The organism is Nonomuraea sp. NPDC023979 (genome assembly GCF_040639085.1).
Taxonomy (GTDB): Bacteria; Actinomycetota; Actinomycetes; order Streptosporangiales; family Streptosporangiaceae; genus Nonomuraea; species Nonomuraea ceibae.
The window spans coordinates 363,875-380,990 of sequence record NZ_JBEZZG010000002.1 but is presented as its reverse complement, the minus strand read 5'-3'; the positions used below and the strand labels follow the sequence as shown (position 1 = coordinate 380,990).

Below are 17,116 nucleotides of genomic sequence, written 5' to 3'. Positions count from 1 at the left end.
CGCACAGTTATGGAGAGCTCTTTGCCGGATCTAGAGGCGATCCTCCTGGTCGGGGGACAGGGCACGCGCCTGCGTCCGCTCACGCTGGGCACGCCGAAGCCGCTGCTGCCGACCGCCGGAGTGCCGTTCCTGGCCCACCAGCTGGCGCGGGCGCGCTCGTTCGGGGTGCGCCGGATCGTCTTCGCGACCTCGTACAAGGCGTCGATGTTCGAGCCGGTGTTCGGCGACGGGTCGGCCCTGGGGCTCTCGCTGGAGTACATGACGGAGGAGACGCCGCTGGGCACGGGCGGCGCGATCCGCAACGCCGCCGAGGCGCTGTCGTCGCCGCCCGACGCGCCGGTGCTCATCCTCAACGGCGACATCCTGTCCGGCCATGACATCGGTGACCAGGTGCGGGCGCATCTGGCGCGGGAGGCGGCCGTGACGCTCCACCTGACCGAGGTGGAGGATCCGACGAGGTTCGGCTGCGTGCCCACGGACGGCGACGGGCGGGTGACCGCGTTCCTGGAGAAGACTCCCAACCCGGTCACCAACCGGATCAACGCGGGCTGTTACGTGTTCACCCGGTCGGTGATCGACCAGATCCCGCGTGACGAGGTGGTGTCCGTCGAGCGCGAGACGTTCCCGGGGCTCATCGAGTCGGGGCGGCTCGTGCTGGGCTACGCCGACCGCACGTACTGGCTCGACGTGGGCACGCCGAGCGCGTACGTGCAGGGGTCGCGTGACCTGGTGCTCGGCAGGCTGGCGTCGCCGGCGCTGCCGGGGCCGGCGGGCGAGTGGCTGGCGCTCGACGGCGCGCTGGTGTCGCCGGAGGCGAAGGTGCAGGGCGGCACCGCGGTCGGCGCCCGCACGGTGGTCGAGGCGGGCGCGACGGTCGTCGGGTCGGTGCTGGCCGACGACTGCGTGGTCGAGGCGGGCGCGATCGTGACCGACTCGGTGCTGGGGCAGGGCGCCCGCGTGTGCGCCGGCACGGTGGTGCGTGACGCCGTCATCGGCGACGGGGCCGTGGTGGGGCCGGGCAACGAGCTGCAGGCCGGGGTGCGCATCTGGCCGGGCATCGAGCTGCCGGAGCGCGCGGTCCGCTATTCGAGTGACGTCTGACCTGCTCGTTCCGTGCCGCAGACTGGATGGGTGAGGGAGCGTAGCTGGGCGCCCGCCGGGCCGCTCGACGTGGGCCTGGCGTTGGCGGCGCACAAGCGCGGCGGGGGCGACCCGGCCTGGTGCCGGACCCCCGACGGGGCCGTGTGGCGCACCTCCCGCACCCCTGACGGGCCGGCCACGCTGCGGGTGACGGTGGCCGGGGGTCAGGTGCACGGGCGGGCGTGGGGGCCGGGCGCGGAGTGGGCGCTGGAGTCGCTGCCCGCGCTCGTGGGCGCCGACGACGACCTGTCGGGTTTCACCGCGCGGCATCCGGTCCTGGTCGAGGCCATGCGCGCGCACGCGGGCGTGCGCATCGGCCGTACGGGCCGCGTCATGGAGGCGCTGGTCCCGGCGGTGCTGGAGCAGAAGGTCGTCGGCCAGGAGGCGTGGCGCGCCTGGCGCTACCTGCTGCGCCACTTCGGCGAGCCCGCCCCGGGCCCCGCGCCCGACGGGATGCGGGTGGCGCCCGAGCCGCAGGTGTGGCGCGAGATCCCGTCCTGGCACTGGCACCGGGCCGGGGCCGAGGCGGTGCGCGCCCGCACGATCGCCACCGCCGCCTGGCACTCCGCCAAGCTGGAGGCCGCCGCGACCAGCGAGGAGCTCGACCGGCTGCTGCGCGCGCTGCCGGGCATCGGCGTGTGGACCTCCGCCGAGGTGCGCCAGCGGGTGTTCGGCGACCCGGACGCCGTCAGCGTGGGCGACTTCCACCTGGCCAAGATCGTGGGCTACGCGCTGACCGGGGAGAAGACGGACGACCCGGGCATGCTGCGGCTGCTGGAGCCCTACCGGGGCCACCGGCACCGGGCGGCGATGCTCATCACGCTCACCGGCCGCCGCCCGCCGGCCCGCGGCCCGAGGATGGCCGCGCGCGACTATCGGTCCTTCTAGAAGCCCTGGGTGCGGTACGAGAACTCAGCGCGTCGTAGTGTGCCGCTATGAGTCTTGTCAGTGATTCCGCGTTCCGCCGCGCGCTCGCCCGTGCCCGTGACGGCAAGGCGCTCGACGCCGCCGAGGCCACCGTGCTGCTGCAGGCACGCGGCGACCACCTGGACACCCTGCTCGACCACGCCGCCCGCGTACGGGACGCGGGGCTCGCCGCCGCCGGCCGCCCGGGGGTGATCACGTACAGCAGGAAGGTGTTCATCCCGCTGACCAGACTGTGCCGGGACCGGTGCGGCTACTGCACGTTCGCCACCGCGCCGCACAAGCTGGAGGCGCCGTTCCTCAGCCCGGACGAGGTGCTGGAGATCGCCCGGCAGGGCGCGGCGATGGGCTGCAAGGAGGCGTTGTTCACGCTCGGCGACCGGCCGGAGGACCGGTGGCACCAGGCGCGCGAGTGGCTCGACGCGCACGGCTACGACGACACGCTGTCGTACGTGCGCGCGATGGCGGTGCGGGTGCTGGAGGAGACCGGGCTGCTGCCGCACCTGAACCCGGGTGTGCTGAGCTGGCGTGACCTGCAGCGGCTCAAGCCGGTGGCGCCGTCGATGGGCATGATGCTGGAGACGACCTCGCGGCGGCTGTTCGAGGAGAAGGGGCAGCCGCACTACGGCTCGCCCGACAAGGACCCGGCGGTGCGGCTGCGGGTGCTGGAGGACGCCGGGCGCAGCAACGTGCCGTTCACCACCGGCATCCTGATCGGCATCGGCGAGACCGTCGAGGACCGGGCCGAGTCGCTGTTCGCGATCCGGAAGGTGGCGCGCGAGTACGGCGGCGTCCAGGAGGTCATCGTGCAGAACTTCCGCGCCAAGCCGGACACGGCGATGCGCGGGCTGCCGGACGCCGACCTGGAGGAGCTGGCCGCGACCATCGCGGTCGCCCGGCTCGTGCTGGGCCCGCGGGCGCGGGTGCAGGCGCCCCCGAACCTGGTCGACGCCGAGTACGCGCTGATGATCCGCGCGGGCATCGACGACTGGGGCGGCGTGTCGCCGCTCACCCCCGACCACGTCAACCCCGAGCGCCCCTGGCCGCAGATCGACGAGCTGGCCGCCCGGACCGCCGAGGCGGGGTTCCGGCTGCGCGAGCGGCTGACGGTCTACCCGGAGTACGTCAGGGCCGGGGAGCCGTGGCTGGACCCCCGCGTCATGGCGCACGTGGCCGCGCTGGCCGACCCGGAGACCGGCCTGGCCAGGCAGGACGCGGTGCCGCAAGGGCTGCCGTGGCAGGAGCCCGACGGCGGGTTCGCCCCCACGGGCCGGGTGGACCTGCACGTCGAGGTGGACACCACGGGCCGGACCGGCGACCGGCGCGACGACTTCGACCACGTCTACGGCGACTGGGAGGCGCTGCGTGAGCGGCTGCCGGCCGCCTCCGGGCGCGGCGCCGTGCCGGGCGACGTCAGGGAGGCGCTGCGGGCCGCCGAGCGCGACCCGGCGGGGCTGACCGACGAGCAGGCGGTGGCGCTGCTGTCGGCCGACGGCGACGCGCTGGAGGAGCTGGCCGGGATCGCCGACGAGCTGCGCCGCCAGGCCGTGGGCGACGACGTGACGTACGTGGTCAACCGCAACATCAACTTCACGAACGTGTGCTACACCGGCTGCCGGTTCTGCGCGTTCGCCCAGCGCCGCACCGACGCCGACGCCTACACGCTGAGCCTGGAGCAGGTCGCCGACCGGGCCGAGGAAGGCTGGCTGGCCGGGGCCACCGAGGTGTGCATGCAGGGCGGCATCCACCCCGACCTGCCCGGCACCGCGTACTTCGACCTGGCCAGGGCGGTCAAGGAGCGCACGCCCGGCATGCACGTGCACGCGTTCTCCCCGATGGAGGTCATCAACGGCGCAAGCCGGACGAACCTCTCCATCGAGGACTGGCTGCACGCCGCCAAGGAGGCCGGGGTCGACTCCCTGCCCGGGACGGCCGCCGAGATCCTCGACGACGACGTGCGCTGGGTGCTGACCAAGGGCAAGCTGCCCGCCAAGGAGTGGATCGAGGTCATCACCACCGCGCACCGCGTCGGCATCCCGACGACCTCGACCATGATGTACGGGCACGTGGACGACCACCTGCACTGGGTCAGGCACATCAAGCTGATCAGGCGGCTGCAGGAGGAGACCGGCGGGTTCTCCGAGTTCGTGCTGCTGCCGTTCGTGCACACCAGCGCGCCGATCTACCTGGCCGGGGTCGCCAGGCCCGGCCCGACCGCCCGCGAGAACCGGGCCGTGCACGCCCTGGCCAGGATTCTGCTGCACGGCGCCATCGCCAACATCCAGTGCTCGTGGGTCAAGCTCCAGGACGACCTGTGCCGCCAGGTGCTCCAGGGCGGCGTGAACGACCTCGGCGGCACCCTCATGGAGGAGACGATCAGCCGGATGGCCGGCTCGGAGAACGGCTCGTACAAGACCATCAGCGAGCTGCGCGCGATGGCGGAGGTCACCGGCAGGCCGGTCCGGCAGCGCACCACCGAGTACGGCGTGCCGAGCGCGGAGCGGCTGGCCGCCTCGGCCGCCAGCGACGGCGTGTGCCAGAGCGTCAGGCGGGTCCTGCCGCTGGCCTAGATATAACAAGTTCTATCGCCTCTTGCGCCGGTCGTGGGAGGCGCTGGGACAATCGACACCCCCCTTCAAGTGAGGTGCACCGTGCGGTTAGGGCGACACCGCGCCGCGCTGTCTCCCAGGCAGAGACGGAGGAAGGCGCTCCAACGCGGCATGCTGGCCGGCCTGGCGGCCGTGGCCGTGCTGGCCGGCGGGATCGTCCTGGTGTCCGGCGGCACGGGCGCGCTGTGCACCGCGCGAGAGCCTGTTCTGGTCGACGTGGCGGCGGCGGTGGACGTGGCGCCCGCCGTGATGGAGGCGGCGGGGCGGTTCAACGGCACGCGGGCGAGCGTGGGCGGGCGCTGCGTGCTCGTCCAGGTGACCGAGCAGCCGCCCGCCACCGTGCTGCGCACGCTGATCGGCGACCGGGCGGGCGTGCTGCGCGAGCGGCCCGACGGCTGGATCACCGACTCGTCGGCGTGGATCCGGCTGGCCCGCAAGCAGGGCGCGCGGTCGCTGCCGGCGGGCGAGCGGGTGGTGGCGACCTCGCCGCTGGTGTTCGCCACCCGGTCATCGCTGGCCGAGCGCTTCGCGGTGGGCAACACGGAGATGAACTGGCGGATGGTGTTCCCGCCGACGCTGCGCGGCCGGCTGACGCCGACCGAGGAGGAGCCCGACGTCGTACGGGTGCCGGACCCGTCGCTGGCCGGGGCCGGGATCGCCACGGTGGCGGCGGCCCGCGACGTCGTCGGCGCCGGGCCGGAGGCCGACAAGGCGCTGACGGCGTTCGTGCGGTGGGCCCAGGCCGGGTCCGCGCCCGACTACCGCAGCATGCTGGAGGCCGTCGACGACCGCACGTTCTGGAAGCGGCCGGTCGTCATCGTGCCGGAGCAGTCGGTGCGCGAGCACACCGGCCGGGGCCCGTCGGCCGATCCGGTCGTCGCCCTGCACCCGCGCGAGGGCACGATCACGCTCGACTACCCGTACGTGGTGACCGCGACCGACCCGGCCGTCGCGGAGGCGTCCGCCGCCTTCGCCGCTTGGCTGGGCGAGCCGCAGGCGCAGGAGATCGTCCGCCGGGCCGGGTTCCGCTCCGGCGACGGCTCGCAGGGGCCGCTCGCGCCCGGCCCGGACGCCACGCCCCGGGTGCGGCCCTCGGTGTCGCCGGAGGACATCGACGAGGCGCTGCTGGCCTGGAGCAGGCTGGCCCCGCCGACGAACATCCTGGTGCTCAGCGACACCTCCAAGCACATGGCCGAGCCCCTGGGCGACACCACCCGCGTCGAGGTGGCGCTGGCCGCCGCCAGGACCGGCCTGGCGCTCTTCCCGAACTCGACGCACATGGGCCTGTGGGAGTTCGCCGACCGGCTCGGCGGCAGCGAGGACCACCGGGAGCTGGTGAGCCTGGGGCCGATCGACCGGCCAGAGAGCGGCCAGGTCGTCAGGCGCAGCCGGCTGAACGAGCTCACCGGCACGATCACCGCCCACCCCAAGCGCGGCAGCTCGCTGTACGAGGCGATCCTGGACGGCTTCCGCAAGGTGGGCACGGCGTACCGGGAGGACATGAACAACACGCTGCTGGTGATCACCGCGGGCAGGGACGACGGCGGCGGGGTCTCCCAGGCGGAGCTGCTGGCCGAGCTGCGCGAGGAGTGGGACGCGGACCGGCCGGTGCAGATCGTCGTCATCGCCTTCGGCAAGGACGTCGACCGCGCCGGGCTGACGGCCGTCACCTCGGCCACCAACGGCTCCCTGCACGTGGCCCAGGAGCCGGGCGAGATCATCGACGTGTTCCTCGCCGCCCTGGCCCGGCGCCTGTGTCACCCGACCTGCCGGCCGGGGGCGTGACGAACCCGGGCATGGAGAAGGGGGCGCCCAGGTGGGCGGGCGCCCCCTTCGGTCATTTCAGGTCAGACCCTGCCCCATAGGGCGGGGACGTTGGGCGGCTCCCAGCCGTTGATCGCGGTGTGCGGCTGGAGGCAGCGGTAGGTGGCGCCGCCGTAGGTGACCGTCGAGCCCGCGGTGTACGCGGTGCCCGCGGTCCAGGTGCCGCCCGGGGGGTTGGTGGGCGTGTCGGTCGGCGTCGGGGTCGGGGTCGGGGTGGGCGTGGGCGTCGGGGTGCCGGGGCCGCCGCCGCCGACCTGGAGGTCGATGCAGGCGTAGAAGGCCATGGCGGTGTCGGCGATGTTCCAGATGGCCAGCACCTTCTGCCGGCCGGGGAACTGGCTCAGGTTCACAGTGTGTGACACCGATGCCGGGGGTCGCTTGCCGCCGTCGTTGAAGACGGCCACCCGGGTGCCGCCGACGTAGTACTCCCACGTGCTGGTGGCGTGCTGGACGGTGAGCCGCCAGTTGAAGTTGACGCTGGTGCCCACCGAGGTGACGGGCCACGGCTTGCTCTCATCGCTGAGCTGGGCGAACCGCCCGACTCCGCCGTGGCAGTTGCGCTGGCCCTTGGGGCCTTCGACGCTCTGCGGCTCGTAAATGATGTCGCCGCAGTTGGCGACGCGCCCCTGGGCGCAGTGGGCCTGGCGGCTGGGCGGCGAGTTGACGTACCCGTGGGCCAGGGCCGGTGAGGTGTTGAAGACCACCGTGGCGACCGCAATCGCCACGACGGAGAGTAACGTGAGCAACCTCTTCATCTAGTGGCTCCTCTACTTGGGGGGATGGCCCAAATGTAAAGGAAAGTTTCCTAACGGTAAACCGTTACGTGACTGTGGCTCGAAATATCAGTCAGCGGGACACGATGAAGTCCAGCGCGTCACGCGGCGCCCGGTCCCGCGGTGGCGCAGCGGCATGGCCCACCGCCACACAGCCCATCGGGTCCCACTCCTCCGGCAGGTCCAGCACCTCCCGCACCACAGGGCGGCAGAACATCGTCGACGACACCCACGCCGACCCCAGCCCCTCCACCGCGAGCTGGACCAGGAAGTTCTCCACGCCCGCGCCCATCGCCACCACGAACATCTCCCGCTCCGCAGCGTTGCGCCGCTCGTCGCGGTAGGTGTGCGAGCCCTCCATCACCAGGCACGGCACCACCAGATAAGGCGCGTTGCGCAACACGTCACCCCGCCTGACCCGCTTGGCGATCGACTGCTCGGAGAAACCGTCGCCGCGCAGATCCTCGATCCACGCCTCCCGCATCGCGTCCACCAGCCGCAGCCGCGTCTGCGCCGACTCCACCAGCACGAACCGCCACGGCGTCGTGTGATGCGGCGCCGGCGCCGCGATCCCCGCAGCCACCGCCCGCCGCACCGCATCCGGATCCACCGGCCGGTCGCCGAACTCCCGGATCGTCCGGCGCGCGAACACCACGTCCCGCGACCCGTACCGGAACAGGTCCTCGTCCGCCGGACGCACCAGCGGACGCACCCCCGGCCCGTCCTCCTCCGTCACCAGATGCCCCAGCCCCCGCACGATCGCCACCGGAACGCCGTCCAGCTTGCCCTTGACCAGCTCCGCGGCGGCCGCGATCTCGTCCACCAGCGCTGTCACCGTCGCACTCAGCGGATTGCCGTACGCGTCCCGCGAACCCCGGAAGTCGGCCGTCGTCACCACGCCCGCGGACCCGATCGCCACGTCCGTCAGCCCCTGCCGCCACGGCCTGCCGAACGTGTCGGACACGATCACCCCGACCCGGCCGCCCAGCCCCGCCCGGATCCGCCGCGCCGACGCGTCCGGATCCTCCGGCAGCAGCAGCACCGTCCCCGGGTCGGTGTTGGACGCGTCCACCCCGGCGGCGGCCATCACGAAACCGTGGCGCGTCTGGGCGATCACCGTGTCGCCGCGCCTGGCGACGACCCGGTCCGTCTCGTCCTCGATCGCCTTCGCCCGGTCCGGCGCCTCCCTGACCCGCCCCTCGGCCTTGCTCACGATCTTGGACGTGACGACGACGATGTCCCCGTCGCGCACCCCGGGGACGAGCGCCGCGAGGTCGTCCCCCGGCCGCACCTCTCCGATCCCCACCACCGGCACCACCTCGACCCGCTCACCCGCGGTCCCCTCCCAAGAGGAAGGCGCATTCTCTGCGGCGGGTGCGGGGGAGGTGCCCTGCGCTTCCTCTCCCGGGGAAAGCGCACCCCGTGCGGCGGGGGAGGGCGTACCGGACGGGTGGGCGCCTGCCGGTGCGGGGGTTGCCTGGGGCTGCGTGGGGTGGGTCATGAGGTGAGCTCCTGGGCGAGGTCGAGGGCGGCGCGGGCGAGGGCGGCCGTGGCCGCGGGGTCGGACATGAGCAGGGGCCGGGCCTCGACGCGTACGCCGTCGAGGGCGACGCCGGCGTCCTCCGGCGCGACCAGCCAGCCGTCGAGCAGGTCGGACCCGTACAGGGAGAGGACCGCCTGGGCGCTGGTCTCGACGCCGATGGCGGTCAGGCAGGCGTCGGCCATGCCGCGCACGGGGGCGCCGCCGATGATGGGGGAGACGCCCACGACGGTCTTGGGGAGCAGGGCGTCGCGGATGCCCGGCACCTGGAGGATGGTGCCGATGCTGACGACGGGGTTGGACGGCGGCAGGATGACCACGTCGGCGTCGGCGATCGCCTCGAGGACGCCGGGGGCGGGCTTGGCCGACTCGACGCCGACGAGGGCGATCGACTCGGCGGGGACGGAGGCGCGCAGGCGCACCCACCATTCCTGGAAGTGGACGGCGCGCCGGCCGCGCTCGTCGTCGATGACCACGTGGGTCTCGCACCGGTCGTCGGTCATGGGCAGCAGCCGTACGCCGGGCTGCCAGCGGGCGCACAGCGCCTCGGTGATCTGGGAGAGCGGGTAGCCGGCTTCGAGCATCTGGGAGCGCACGATGTGGGTGGCGAAGTCGCGGTCGCCCAGCCCGAACCATTGGGGTTCGACCCCGTAGGCGGCCAGCTCCTCCTTGACGACGTGGGTCTCGTCGGCGCGCCCCCAGCCTTGTTGCTCGTCGATGCCGCCGCCGAGGGTGTACATGACGGTGTCGAGGTCGGGGCAGACGCGCAGGCCGAAAAGGGTGATGTCGTCGCCGGTGTTGCCGATGACGGTGATCTGGTCGGCGGGCGCGGTCGCGCGGAGTCCGCGCAGGAAGCGGGCGCCGCCGATGCCGCCGGCGAGGGTCACGATGTGCATGCGGAACAGTCTTCCACCCCCCGTCCCGGGACCGTTTTTCCCCTTTTCTTGACGGCCCGCAAAACCCTGATATGCGGGGAAAAGAGCGACTATTGAGATCTGCGAGCTTCCTGGGACTCCCGCCGGACAAGTCGGTGATGTGGCAAACTCCCTTCGGGCTAAAGGGTCCGATGGGGGTACTTGTGAGCAACTTTGACGTCGCCAGGCTGAAGGAGCCGGCCGCCTGGATCATGCTGGCCGCCGGCGGCCTGGACATCCTGCTGACCATCGGCCGGATTCTGATCGGCTCGACCAGCGCGGACTTCACCGAGCGCGCCTACATGCACTTCTCCGGCCTGACCAGCCCGGTGATCACCGCGCTGCTGCTCGGCGCGGTGCTGCTGCTGACCAAGGTCGGCCCGCCGTCGGCCAAGGCCAAGCCCGTCGCGTACATCGCGGCCGGGGCGCTGGCCGCGGCGGCCGTGTTCGGCGCGCTGTCGCTGCTGCTCGGCCTGTTCGCGGGCAACACCGCGCGTTCGACCGTGGAGTTCCTGCTGACGGGCGTGCCGATGCTGGCGCTGACGGCCCTCGCGCTGGTGTACCTGCTGCCGCAGGTCATGCCGGAGCGCCGCCCGGCGGCCCCGTACGGTCAGGGCTTCCCCCAGCAGGGGTACGGCCAGCAGGGCCAGTTCCCGCAGGGCCAGTTCCAGCAGCCCGGTTACGCCCAGCAGGGCTTCCCGCAGCAGGGTTACGCCCAGCAGCCTCCGTCGCAGGGCGGCCAGGAGTACGGCCAGCCGGACTACGGCCAGCAGCCCGCCCCCCAGCAGGCCCAGGCGGACTACGCGCAGCCCCAGCAGGGGATGCCGCAGCCCGGCCAGCAGCCCACCCCGCAGTCCAACCAGCAGCCCAACCAGCAGCCCGCGCCCCAGGCCGCCCCGCAGCAGGGTTACGGTCAGCAGCCGCCGAGCTACGGCGGCCAGCCGGAGCAGCCCCCGTACCAGCAGCAGTCCTACAGCCCGCAGCCGCCGTCCGGCGCGCAGGAGCAGCCGCAGCAGGACGCCTACCAGCCGCCGGTCCAGCAGCCCCAGCCCCAGCAGGCCGCCCAGCAGTATCCCCAGCCCCGGGCGGCCCTGCCCGCGGCCCCGTCCGACCAGCAGCAGGACTCCGGCGGCTACGGCCCGCCCGCCCAGGACCCGTACAGCCCCCAGTACGCCCAGGACGCGCCCCCGTACGCCCAGGAGGCCCCGCAGTACGGCCAGGACCAGCACTACAGCCAGGACCCCTACGCCGCGCAGGCGCAGGAGGCCCCGCAGTACAACCAGGACCCGTACAGCCCGCCCGCCCAGGACCAGCAGTACGCCACCCCGGCCGCGGACCCGTACGCCCAGCCCGCCCAGGAGCAGTACGCCCCGCCCCCCACCGAGGCGTTCCCCCCGGCGCAGAACCCGTACGCCCCGCAGCAGCCCGCGCACGCGGCCTACACGCCGTCGGAGACGATGCCGGACTCGGGCTACCAGCCCCCGTCGGAGTATCAGCCGGCCCCGTACGTCCCGGCCGACAGCCAGCCGAACGTGCACAACCAGCCCAACCCGTACGCCCCGTCGTACCCGTCGGGCGAGACCGCGCCCAGCGTGCCGTACCCGGACCAGCAGCAGCCCTACTACGACCGCCAGTCGGCGTTCGACCAGCAGGGCCAGCAGCCCCAGCAGAGCCCGGGCCAGCAGCACGGCCAGGGCGGCCAGCCGTTCACCGGCTATTCGGGCCACGAGTTCGGGGCGCCGCAGCACGAGCCGGACCCGCCGGTGGACCCGCGCTCGCAGCAGCTCCTGGACGCCTACCAGCAGGCCGACTCCTACCAGTCGGGCGTGGGCACCGCGCCTGACCTGCGCGTCCCGGAGTACGGCCAGCCGCAGCGGCACGACGACGTGTTCGGTCACCCGCAGCAGCCGCAGGCCGCCTACGAGCCGCAGCAGGGCCAGTATCAGCAGCCCGGCTGGGGCCAGCAGCCGGCGGATTCGACGATCCGCCTGGACCAGCAGGCGATCCGCGGTGACGCGCTGGGGGACCAGCCGCGCCAGGGTGACGACCCGATCGACCCGACCGCCATATACACCCCGAATGAGCCACGCAGGTAAGGAACCGGCAAACGACGGCTAGAGAAGAGGTGGCCCGGAGGGCGGGGCTCATCCCGCCCTGATACGGTTCCGACCGCTGACAGCGTTGAACACGCCCGGCGCAAACCGGGCGCGAACATCTGATGCCAGGCACGACCGGGGCGAGAGCTGGTCTTCCCCCGGATACCGGCATGCCGCTTGACGCCACGTACGGCACACGCGTGTAATTACAACCATGTTGTTACGCCTTCCCGTGGGTGGGTACAAGGAAGGCGTTCCATGGGGGGCTCCATTGCGGGCGGGCGGCAGGGAGGTGTGCAGTGACCGATCTGGTCATCGCACAGGATCAGCTTGACGCTGAAGAACTCGGCTGGCAGGAGCGCGCACTCTGCGCGCAGACGGATCCAGAGGCGTTCTTCCCGGAAAAGGGCGGCTCCACCCGAGAGGCCAAGAAGGTGTGCCGATCGTGCGAAGTGCGTGCGGAGTGCCTGGAATACGCACTCGAGCACGACGAGCGCTTCGGCATCTGGGGTGGGCTGTCCGAGCGGGAGCGCAGACGGATCAAGCGCCAGGCCGTTTAGGGATAGATGTGGAAAGGGTCACGCGGTCACCCGTGTGACCCTTTTCCGTATCCGTGGGCGGTGCGACCGGTAAGGTGGCGGCGTTTGATCACCGCCCAATGGAGCCGCATGTCCCGTCCCTTCGTCACCGTGATCGTCGTCGCACACGACGGCGGGCGCTGGCTCGGGGAGACCTTGAAGGCCCTGGCGAGCCAGAGCTACCGCCCGGACCGGGTGGTGGGCGCCGACAACGGCAGCCGCGACGGCTCGGCCGACCTGCTCACGCAGGCGCTCGGCTCCGCCAACGTGCTCAGGCTGCCCCGTTCGGCGAGCTTCGGCGACGCCGTGGCCGAGGTGCTCGGCAAGCTGCCCCCGGGCGTCGACGGCGAGTGGCTGTGGCTGCTGCACGACGACTGCGCCCCCGACCGCCGCGCCCTGGAGGCGCTGCTGCGCGCCGCCGACGAGGACCGCAAGGCGGCGGTGCTCGGCCCGAAGCTGCGTGACTGGCTGGACCGGCGGCTGCTGCTGGAGATCGGCGTGACCGTCGGCCGCACCGGCCGCCGCGACACCGGGCTGGAGGCCCGCGAGTTCGACCAGGGCCAGCACGACGGCACCCGCGAGGTCATGGCGGTGTCCACCGCCGGCATGCTGATCAGGCGCGACGTGTGGGAGGCGACCGGCGGGCTGGACCCGTTCCTGCCGATCTTCCGCGACGACCTCGACCTGTGCTGGCGGGTGCGCAACGCCGGGCACCGGGTGCTGGCCGTCACCGAGGCCGTGGCCTGGCACGCCGAGGCGTCGGCCCGCCGCAGACGGCGCATGACGGTCAGCGGCGACCATCCGCGCAGGCTCGACCGGCGCAACGGCATCTTCGTCGTGATGGCGAACCTGCCGTTCCTGGCGATGCTGTGGGCGCTGCTGCGCAACGTGGCGGGCTCGCTGACGCGCACGGTGCTGTTCGTGCTGGGCAAGCAGCCGGCGAACGCCCTGGACGAGCTGGTCGCGCTCGGCTCGGTCCTGGCGCACCCGGTGCGGCTGGCCAAGGCCCGGCGGGCCAGGCGCGAAGGCCGCAAGAAGGGCTACAAACGCATCAGCCGCCTGCTCACGCCGCGCGGCGCGGGCCTGCGCCGCCTCACCGACATGGTGCAGAGCTTCCTGGCGGGCGAGGGGCCGGTCGACTCGGCGGGCCGCCACCACCACGCCGCCCCGGAGGAGGAGGTGATCGCGCCCGCGCCGGCGCCGCAGGGCAACCCGGTCAAGCGCTTCCTCGGCCGGCCCGGCGTGCTGCTGGTGTTCGGGCTCACGCTGGTCGCGCTGGTGGCCGAGCGGTCCCTGCTGGGGGCCGGACGGCTCGGCGGCGGCGCGCTCGTGCCGGTGACCGGCGGCGCGGGCGACCTGTGGGCGTTCTACACGGGGGGCTTCCACGACCTCGGGCCCGGCTCGGCCGACTGGGCGCCGCCGTACGTGGCGGTGCTCGCGGCGCTGTCCACGCTCGCCTTCGGGCAGACCTCGACGGCCGTGTCGGTGCTGCTGCTCGGCTCGGTGCCGCTGGCGGGTGCCTCGGCCTACCTGGCGTCGCGGCGGCTGGTGCCGGACGCCACCGAGTCGGGCGTCGGCGTCCGCGTGTGGGTGGCCGCCACGTACGCGCTGCTGCCGGTCGCGACCGGCGCGGTCGCGTCGGGACGGCTGGGCACGGCGGCGGTGCTGGTGCTGCTGCCGGCCTGCGCGGTGCTCGCCGCCCACCTGCTCGGTCCGGACGCTCGCCGATCGCGCCGGGCGGCGTGGGGGTTCGGGCTCGTGCTGGCGGTGGGCGCGGCGTTCGTGCCGCTGCTGCTGCCGATGGCCCTGGTGCTCGGCGTGCTCGCCGTGGTGCTCTTCCGCACGGTACGGCCCGGCGTCCTCGTGCCGGTGGCCATCGCGCTGGGCGTGCCGGTGGCGCTGCTGCTGCCCTGGCTGGGCGGGCTGGTGCTGGACCCGGGCAGGTTCCTGCTGGAGGCCGGGCTGCACGACCCGGCCCTGGTGAGCCCGGCGCTCGGCGCCCGCGACCTGCTGACGCTCAGCCCCGGCGGGCCCGGCCTGCCGCCGTTCTGGGTGACGGGCGGGCTGCTGGCGGTGGCGCTGGGCGCGCTGTTCGTCCACCGCGCCCGCGCCGGGCGGCGGGCCAAGCCGGACCCCCGGGCCGAACGCGGCCGGATCGTCGTGCTGTCCGGCTGGGGGATCGCGCTGTTCGCGCTGGTGATCGCCCTGGTCGCGGGCCGGGTCGGCGTGGCGGGCGCACCCGCGTGGCCGGGCGTGCCGCTGGCCGTCGCCGGGGCCGCGCTGATCGTGCTCGCCGCGCTCAGCGCCCCCCGCCTGGACGCCGCCCGCGCCCGGGGCGGCCCGCGCAGGATCGCCGCCTGGCTGGTGGCGGCGGTGGCGTTCAGCACGCCGCTGCTGGCCGCCGGGCACTGGATCGTCCAGGGCGTACGCGGGCCGCTCGACGGCGACGCACGCGACCCGCTGCCCGCCCTGGCCGTCATGAACTCCCGCCACGGCGAGCGCACCCTGCTCATCCGGGGCGCCGAGTTCACCGTGCTGCGCGGGCGCACCCCGCTGATCGGCGAGGCGGAGCTGCCCGTCGCCTCCCCCGAGCGCGCCAAGGTGGCGGCCGCGGCGCAGGGCCTCGCGGGCGGGCGCGGCGGTAACGACGCCGAGGTCCTGGCCCAGCACGGCGTGGCGATGGTGGCGGTGGCGCCGCCGGTCGGGCCCGAGCTCGCCAGGACGCTCGACTCGCAGCCCTCGCTCCAGCGCATGAGCCTGTCCGACAGCGGCGGCCTGTGGCGGATCGCCGAACCCCTCACGCCGGTCCCCGCCCGGCCCGCGCACTTCATGCACACGCCCTGGCTGTGGCTCCAGGGCGCGCTGGTGCTGGTCGCGGTCGTGATGGCCGCGCCCGGCCGGCGCGAGCCCGCCGAGGAAGCCGCCCGGACCCCCGACCCGGCCCTGGCGGGCGTCTCATGACGGCGATCCTGCGCCACCGGTTCGCGCCGCTCGCCGCCGTCCTGGCCGCCCTCCTGGCCCTGTACGGGATCGCGTACGTGACCGAGCCCGCCCCGGCCGGACGCGCGGCGGCCAAGCCCGAGCGGGTGGGCGTCGAGTCGGCGACCGCGGTCTGCCCCGGCGTCAAGGGCGCCGACGTGGCGGTCTACCTGCCCGGGACGATGTCACGCGAGACCATGAAGGACGCCGAGCCGTACACCGTGACCGGGCCCGGCGGCCTGGAGGCGGGCTTCGTCACCCGCGCGCTCTCGGGCGCCCGGCGCGGGCTGGCCGGGGTGCGGTGCGCCGAGCCGGCCGCCGAGACCTGGCTGGTCGGGCCGGGCCCGGCCAACGCCGAGGTCACGCTGCACCTGACGAACGCCGCCAAGACGCCCGCCATGGCCGACGTCCAGGTGTGGGCGGCCGAAGGGCTGGTGTCCGGCGAGGCGGGCCTCGGCCTGGAGGTCGCGCCCGGCAAGAGCCGGAAGATCGACCTGCGCGACCTGGCGCCGTCCGCCGACGTGATGGCGGTCAGCGTGACCTCCCTGGTGGGCCGGGTGGCCGTGGCCGCGAGCGCCGCGCCGGAGACGGGCGGCGCCGACTGGCTGCCGGCCGCCGCCGCGCCCGCCACGAAAATCGTCGTGCCCGGCATCCCCGGCGGAGGCGGCAGGCGGGAGCTGCTGGTCGCGGCGCCGGGCGAGGCCGACGCGACCGTGCGCATCACCGCCGTGACCGAGGGCTCCCGCTACGCGATGAAGGGCCGCGAGAGCGTCGACGTGCCCGCGGGCGGGGTGCTGGCGATCGACGTCACCACCGGCATCGGCGGCGAGTCGGCCGGGCTGGTGCTCGACTCGACCGCCCCCGTCGTCGCCGGAGTGGTGATCACCGGGACCGGCGGGCGGCAGGACGTCGCCTACACCGCCGGGACGCCGCCGCTCGACCTGGGCAGCGCCGTCGCGGCCAACGGCACGGGCTCGCGGCTGCTGCTGACCGCGCCGGGCGCGGCCGGCCGGGTGCGGGTGCAGATCGTGCCGGCCCGCGGCGAGCCGGGCAGCCCCGCCGAGGTGGAGGTCCCCGCCGGGCGCACCACGAGCGTGCCGCTGAAGGCCAAGGGCGCGTTCGGCGTCGTCGTGACCCCGGTCTCCGGGCAGGTCTACGGCGGCCGGGTCATCGAGGAACGGCAGCGCGCCGGCCTGCTCCTCACCGCCCAGCCGCTGGCCCAGGCCCGGACGTGGACGATGCTGCCGCCCCTCGCCGACACCCCGCTCGCCGTGCTGCCCTGACCGGGCTCAGCGCTCGTCGTAGCCCGGGTCGACCGTCTCGGGCGACAGCCCGAGCAGCGTCGCCACCTGCTCGACCACGGTGTCGTGCACCAGCGCGCCGAGCGTCTCGCGGTCGCGGGCCCGCGCCTCCAGCGGACGCCGGTAGACCACCACCGAGGCAGGGTCCTGGCCCTTGGCCGTGTCGGCCCGGCCGAACGGGATCGGACCGCCGCCGAACCCCGGCCCGTCGCTCAGCTCGCTCAGCGGCGGCACGTCCTCCACCGCGAACTCCACCGCCGCGAGCTGCCTGCCCCACTTGGGCCGCAACCGGTCGACGGCGTCGAGCACCAGGTCGTCGAAGCGTTCGGAACGGGCCCGGGACATGGGCACGTACGAGGGCGCGAGCGGCCCGCGCAGACCACGACCGTGCCGGTCACGACGCCTGGGACCGCGCTTGAGAGTCACACGGCAAGTCTA

General features: G+C 74.0%; 11 protein-coding genes and 1 pseudogene. 8 read left to right on the top strand and 4 right to left on the bottom strand.

The annotated features are described in order from the left end of the window. The first annotated feature begins 9 nt into the window (after positions 1-9). The 4 genes from AB0G11_RS05080 to AB0G11_RS05065 all read left to right on the top strand — a co-directional run bounded on the left by AB0G11_RS05080 (position 10) and on the right by AB0G11_RS05065 (position 6,458). Positions 10-1,101, top strand: a complete 1,092-nt coding sequence (locus AB0G11_RS05080; protein WP_219499678.1) for an NDP-sugar synthase — start codon at positions 10-12, stop codon at positions 1,099-1,101. A 30-nt stretch (positions 1,102-1,131) separates the two neighbouring features. Next, complete coding sequence (locus AB0G11_RS05075; RefSeq protein WP_357584059.1) at positions 1,132-2,028, top strand: DNA-3-methyladenine glycosylase 2 family protein; 897 nt, start codon at positions 1,132-1,134, stop codon at positions 2,026-2,028. A 47-nt stretch (positions 2,029-2,075) separates the two neighbouring features. Beyond that, positions 2,076-4,634, top strand: a complete 2,559-nt coding sequence (locus tag AB0G11_RS05070) for a bifunctional FO biosynthesis protein CofGH (RefSeq protein ID WP_357584057.1) — start codon at positions 2,076-2,078, stop codon at positions 4,632-4,634. A gap of 150 nt (positions 4,635-4,784) precedes the next feature. Then, entirely contained in the window at positions 4,785-6,458 is a 1,674-nt protein-coding gene (locus AB0G11_RS05065; protein ID WP_357584055.1) for a substrate-binding domain-containing protein, read from the top strand. Positions 6,459-6,520: 62 nt separating this feature from the next. On the opposite strand, the gene AB0G11_RS05060 is transcribed toward AB0G11_RS05065, so the two are convergent. From AB0G11_RS05060 to cofD, 3 genes and pseudogenes are all read right to left on the bottom strand, one after another. Then, a complete protein-coding gene (locus tag AB0G11_RS05060) occupies positions 6,521-7,252 on the bottom strand; it encodes a lytic polysaccharide monooxygenase (protein WP_219499670.1) in 732 nt (243 codons plus the stop codon). Between the two features lie 91 nt (positions 7,253-7,343). After that, positions 7,344-8,597 (bottom strand): annotated as a pseudogene (locus AB0G11_RS05055) (coenzyme F420-0:L-glutamate ligase); the annotation flags it as partial. 170 nt (positions 8,598-8,767) lie between these two features. Next, entirely contained in the window at positions 8,768-9,706 is a 939-nt protein-coding gene (gene cofD, locus AB0G11_RS05050; protein ID WP_357584053.1) for a 2-phospho-L-lactate transferase, read from the bottom strand. Positions 9,707-9,888: 182 nt separating this feature from the next. Here cofD and AB0G11_RS05045 point away from each other — a divergent pair, with 182 nt between their 5' ends. The 4 genes from AB0G11_RS05045 (at position 9,889) to AB0G11_RS05030 (ending at position 16,660) form a co-directional block, all read left to right on the top strand. Then, on the top strand, positions 9,889-11,820 hold the full coding sequence (locus AB0G11_RS05045) for a hypothetical protein (protein ID WP_357584051.1): 1,932 nt from the start codon (positions 9,889-9,891) through the stop codon (positions 11,818-11,820). 299 nt (positions 11,821-12,119) lie between these two features. Next, positions 12,120-12,380, top strand: a complete 261-nt coding sequence (locus AB0G11_RS05040) for a WhiB family transcriptional regulator (protein WP_049564653.1) — start codon at positions 12,120-12,122, stop codon at positions 12,378-12,380. A gap of 108 nt (positions 12,381-12,488) precedes the next feature. Continuing rightward, positions 12,489-15,359 carry a glycosyltransferase gene (locus tag AB0G11_RS05035; protein ID WP_357584049.1) on the top strand — a complete coding sequence of 957 codons (2,871 nt, stop codon included), beginning with the start codon at positions 12,489-12,491 and terminating at the stop codon, positions 15,357-15,359. Then, the gene (locus AB0G11_RS05030; RefSeq protein WP_219499652.1) at positions 15,356-16,660 is read left to right on the top strand and encodes a DUF5719 family protein; all 1,305 of its coding nucleotides are present in this window, start codon (positions 15,356-15,358) and stop codon (positions 16,658-16,660) included. The genes AB0G11_RS05035 and AB0G11_RS05030 overlap by 4 nt, the downstream gene beginning before the upstream one ends. A gap of 6 nt (positions 16,661-16,666) precedes the next feature. On the opposite strand, the gene AB0G11_RS05025 is transcribed toward AB0G11_RS05030, so the two are convergent. Continuing rightward, complete coding sequence (locus AB0G11_RS05025; RefSeq protein ID WP_308125583.1) at positions 16,667-17,104, bottom strand: metallopeptidase family protein; 438 nt, start codon at positions 17,102-17,104, stop codon at positions 16,667-16,669. Between the last annotated feature and the right edge of the window lie 12 nt (positions 17,105-17,116).

Bases quoted from the DNA above. Each gene is read 5' to 3' on its own strand.
- AB0G11_RS05080 (WP_219499678.1), top strand. From the start codon at position 10: ATGGAGAGCTCTTTGCCGGATCTAGAGGCGATCCTCCTGGTCGGGGGA.
- AB0G11_RS05070 (WP_357584057.1), top strand. From the start codon at position 2,076: ATGAGTCTTGTCAGTGATTCCGCGTTCCGCCGCGCGCTCGCCCGTGCC.
- AB0G11_RS05065 (WP_357584055.1), top strand. From the start codon at position 4,785: ATGCTGGCCGGCCTGGCGGCCGTGGCCGTGCTGGCCGGCGGGATCGTC.
- AB0G11_RS05060 (WP_219499670.1), bottom strand. From the start codon at position 7,252: ATGAAGAGGTTGCTCACGTTACTCTCCGTCGTGGCGATTGCGGTCGCC.
- cofD (WP_357584053.1), bottom strand. From the start codon at position 9,706: ATGCACATCGTGACCCTCGCCGGCGGCATCGGCGGCGCCCGCTTCCTG.
- AB0G11_RS05035 (WP_357584049.1), top strand. From the start codon at position 12,489: ATGTCCCGTCCCTTCGTCACCGTGATCGTCGTCGCACACGACGGCGGG.
- AB0G11_RS05030 (WP_219499652.1), top strand. From the start codon at position 15,356: ATGACGGCGATCCTGCGCCACCGGTTCGCGCCGCTCGCCGCCGTCCTG.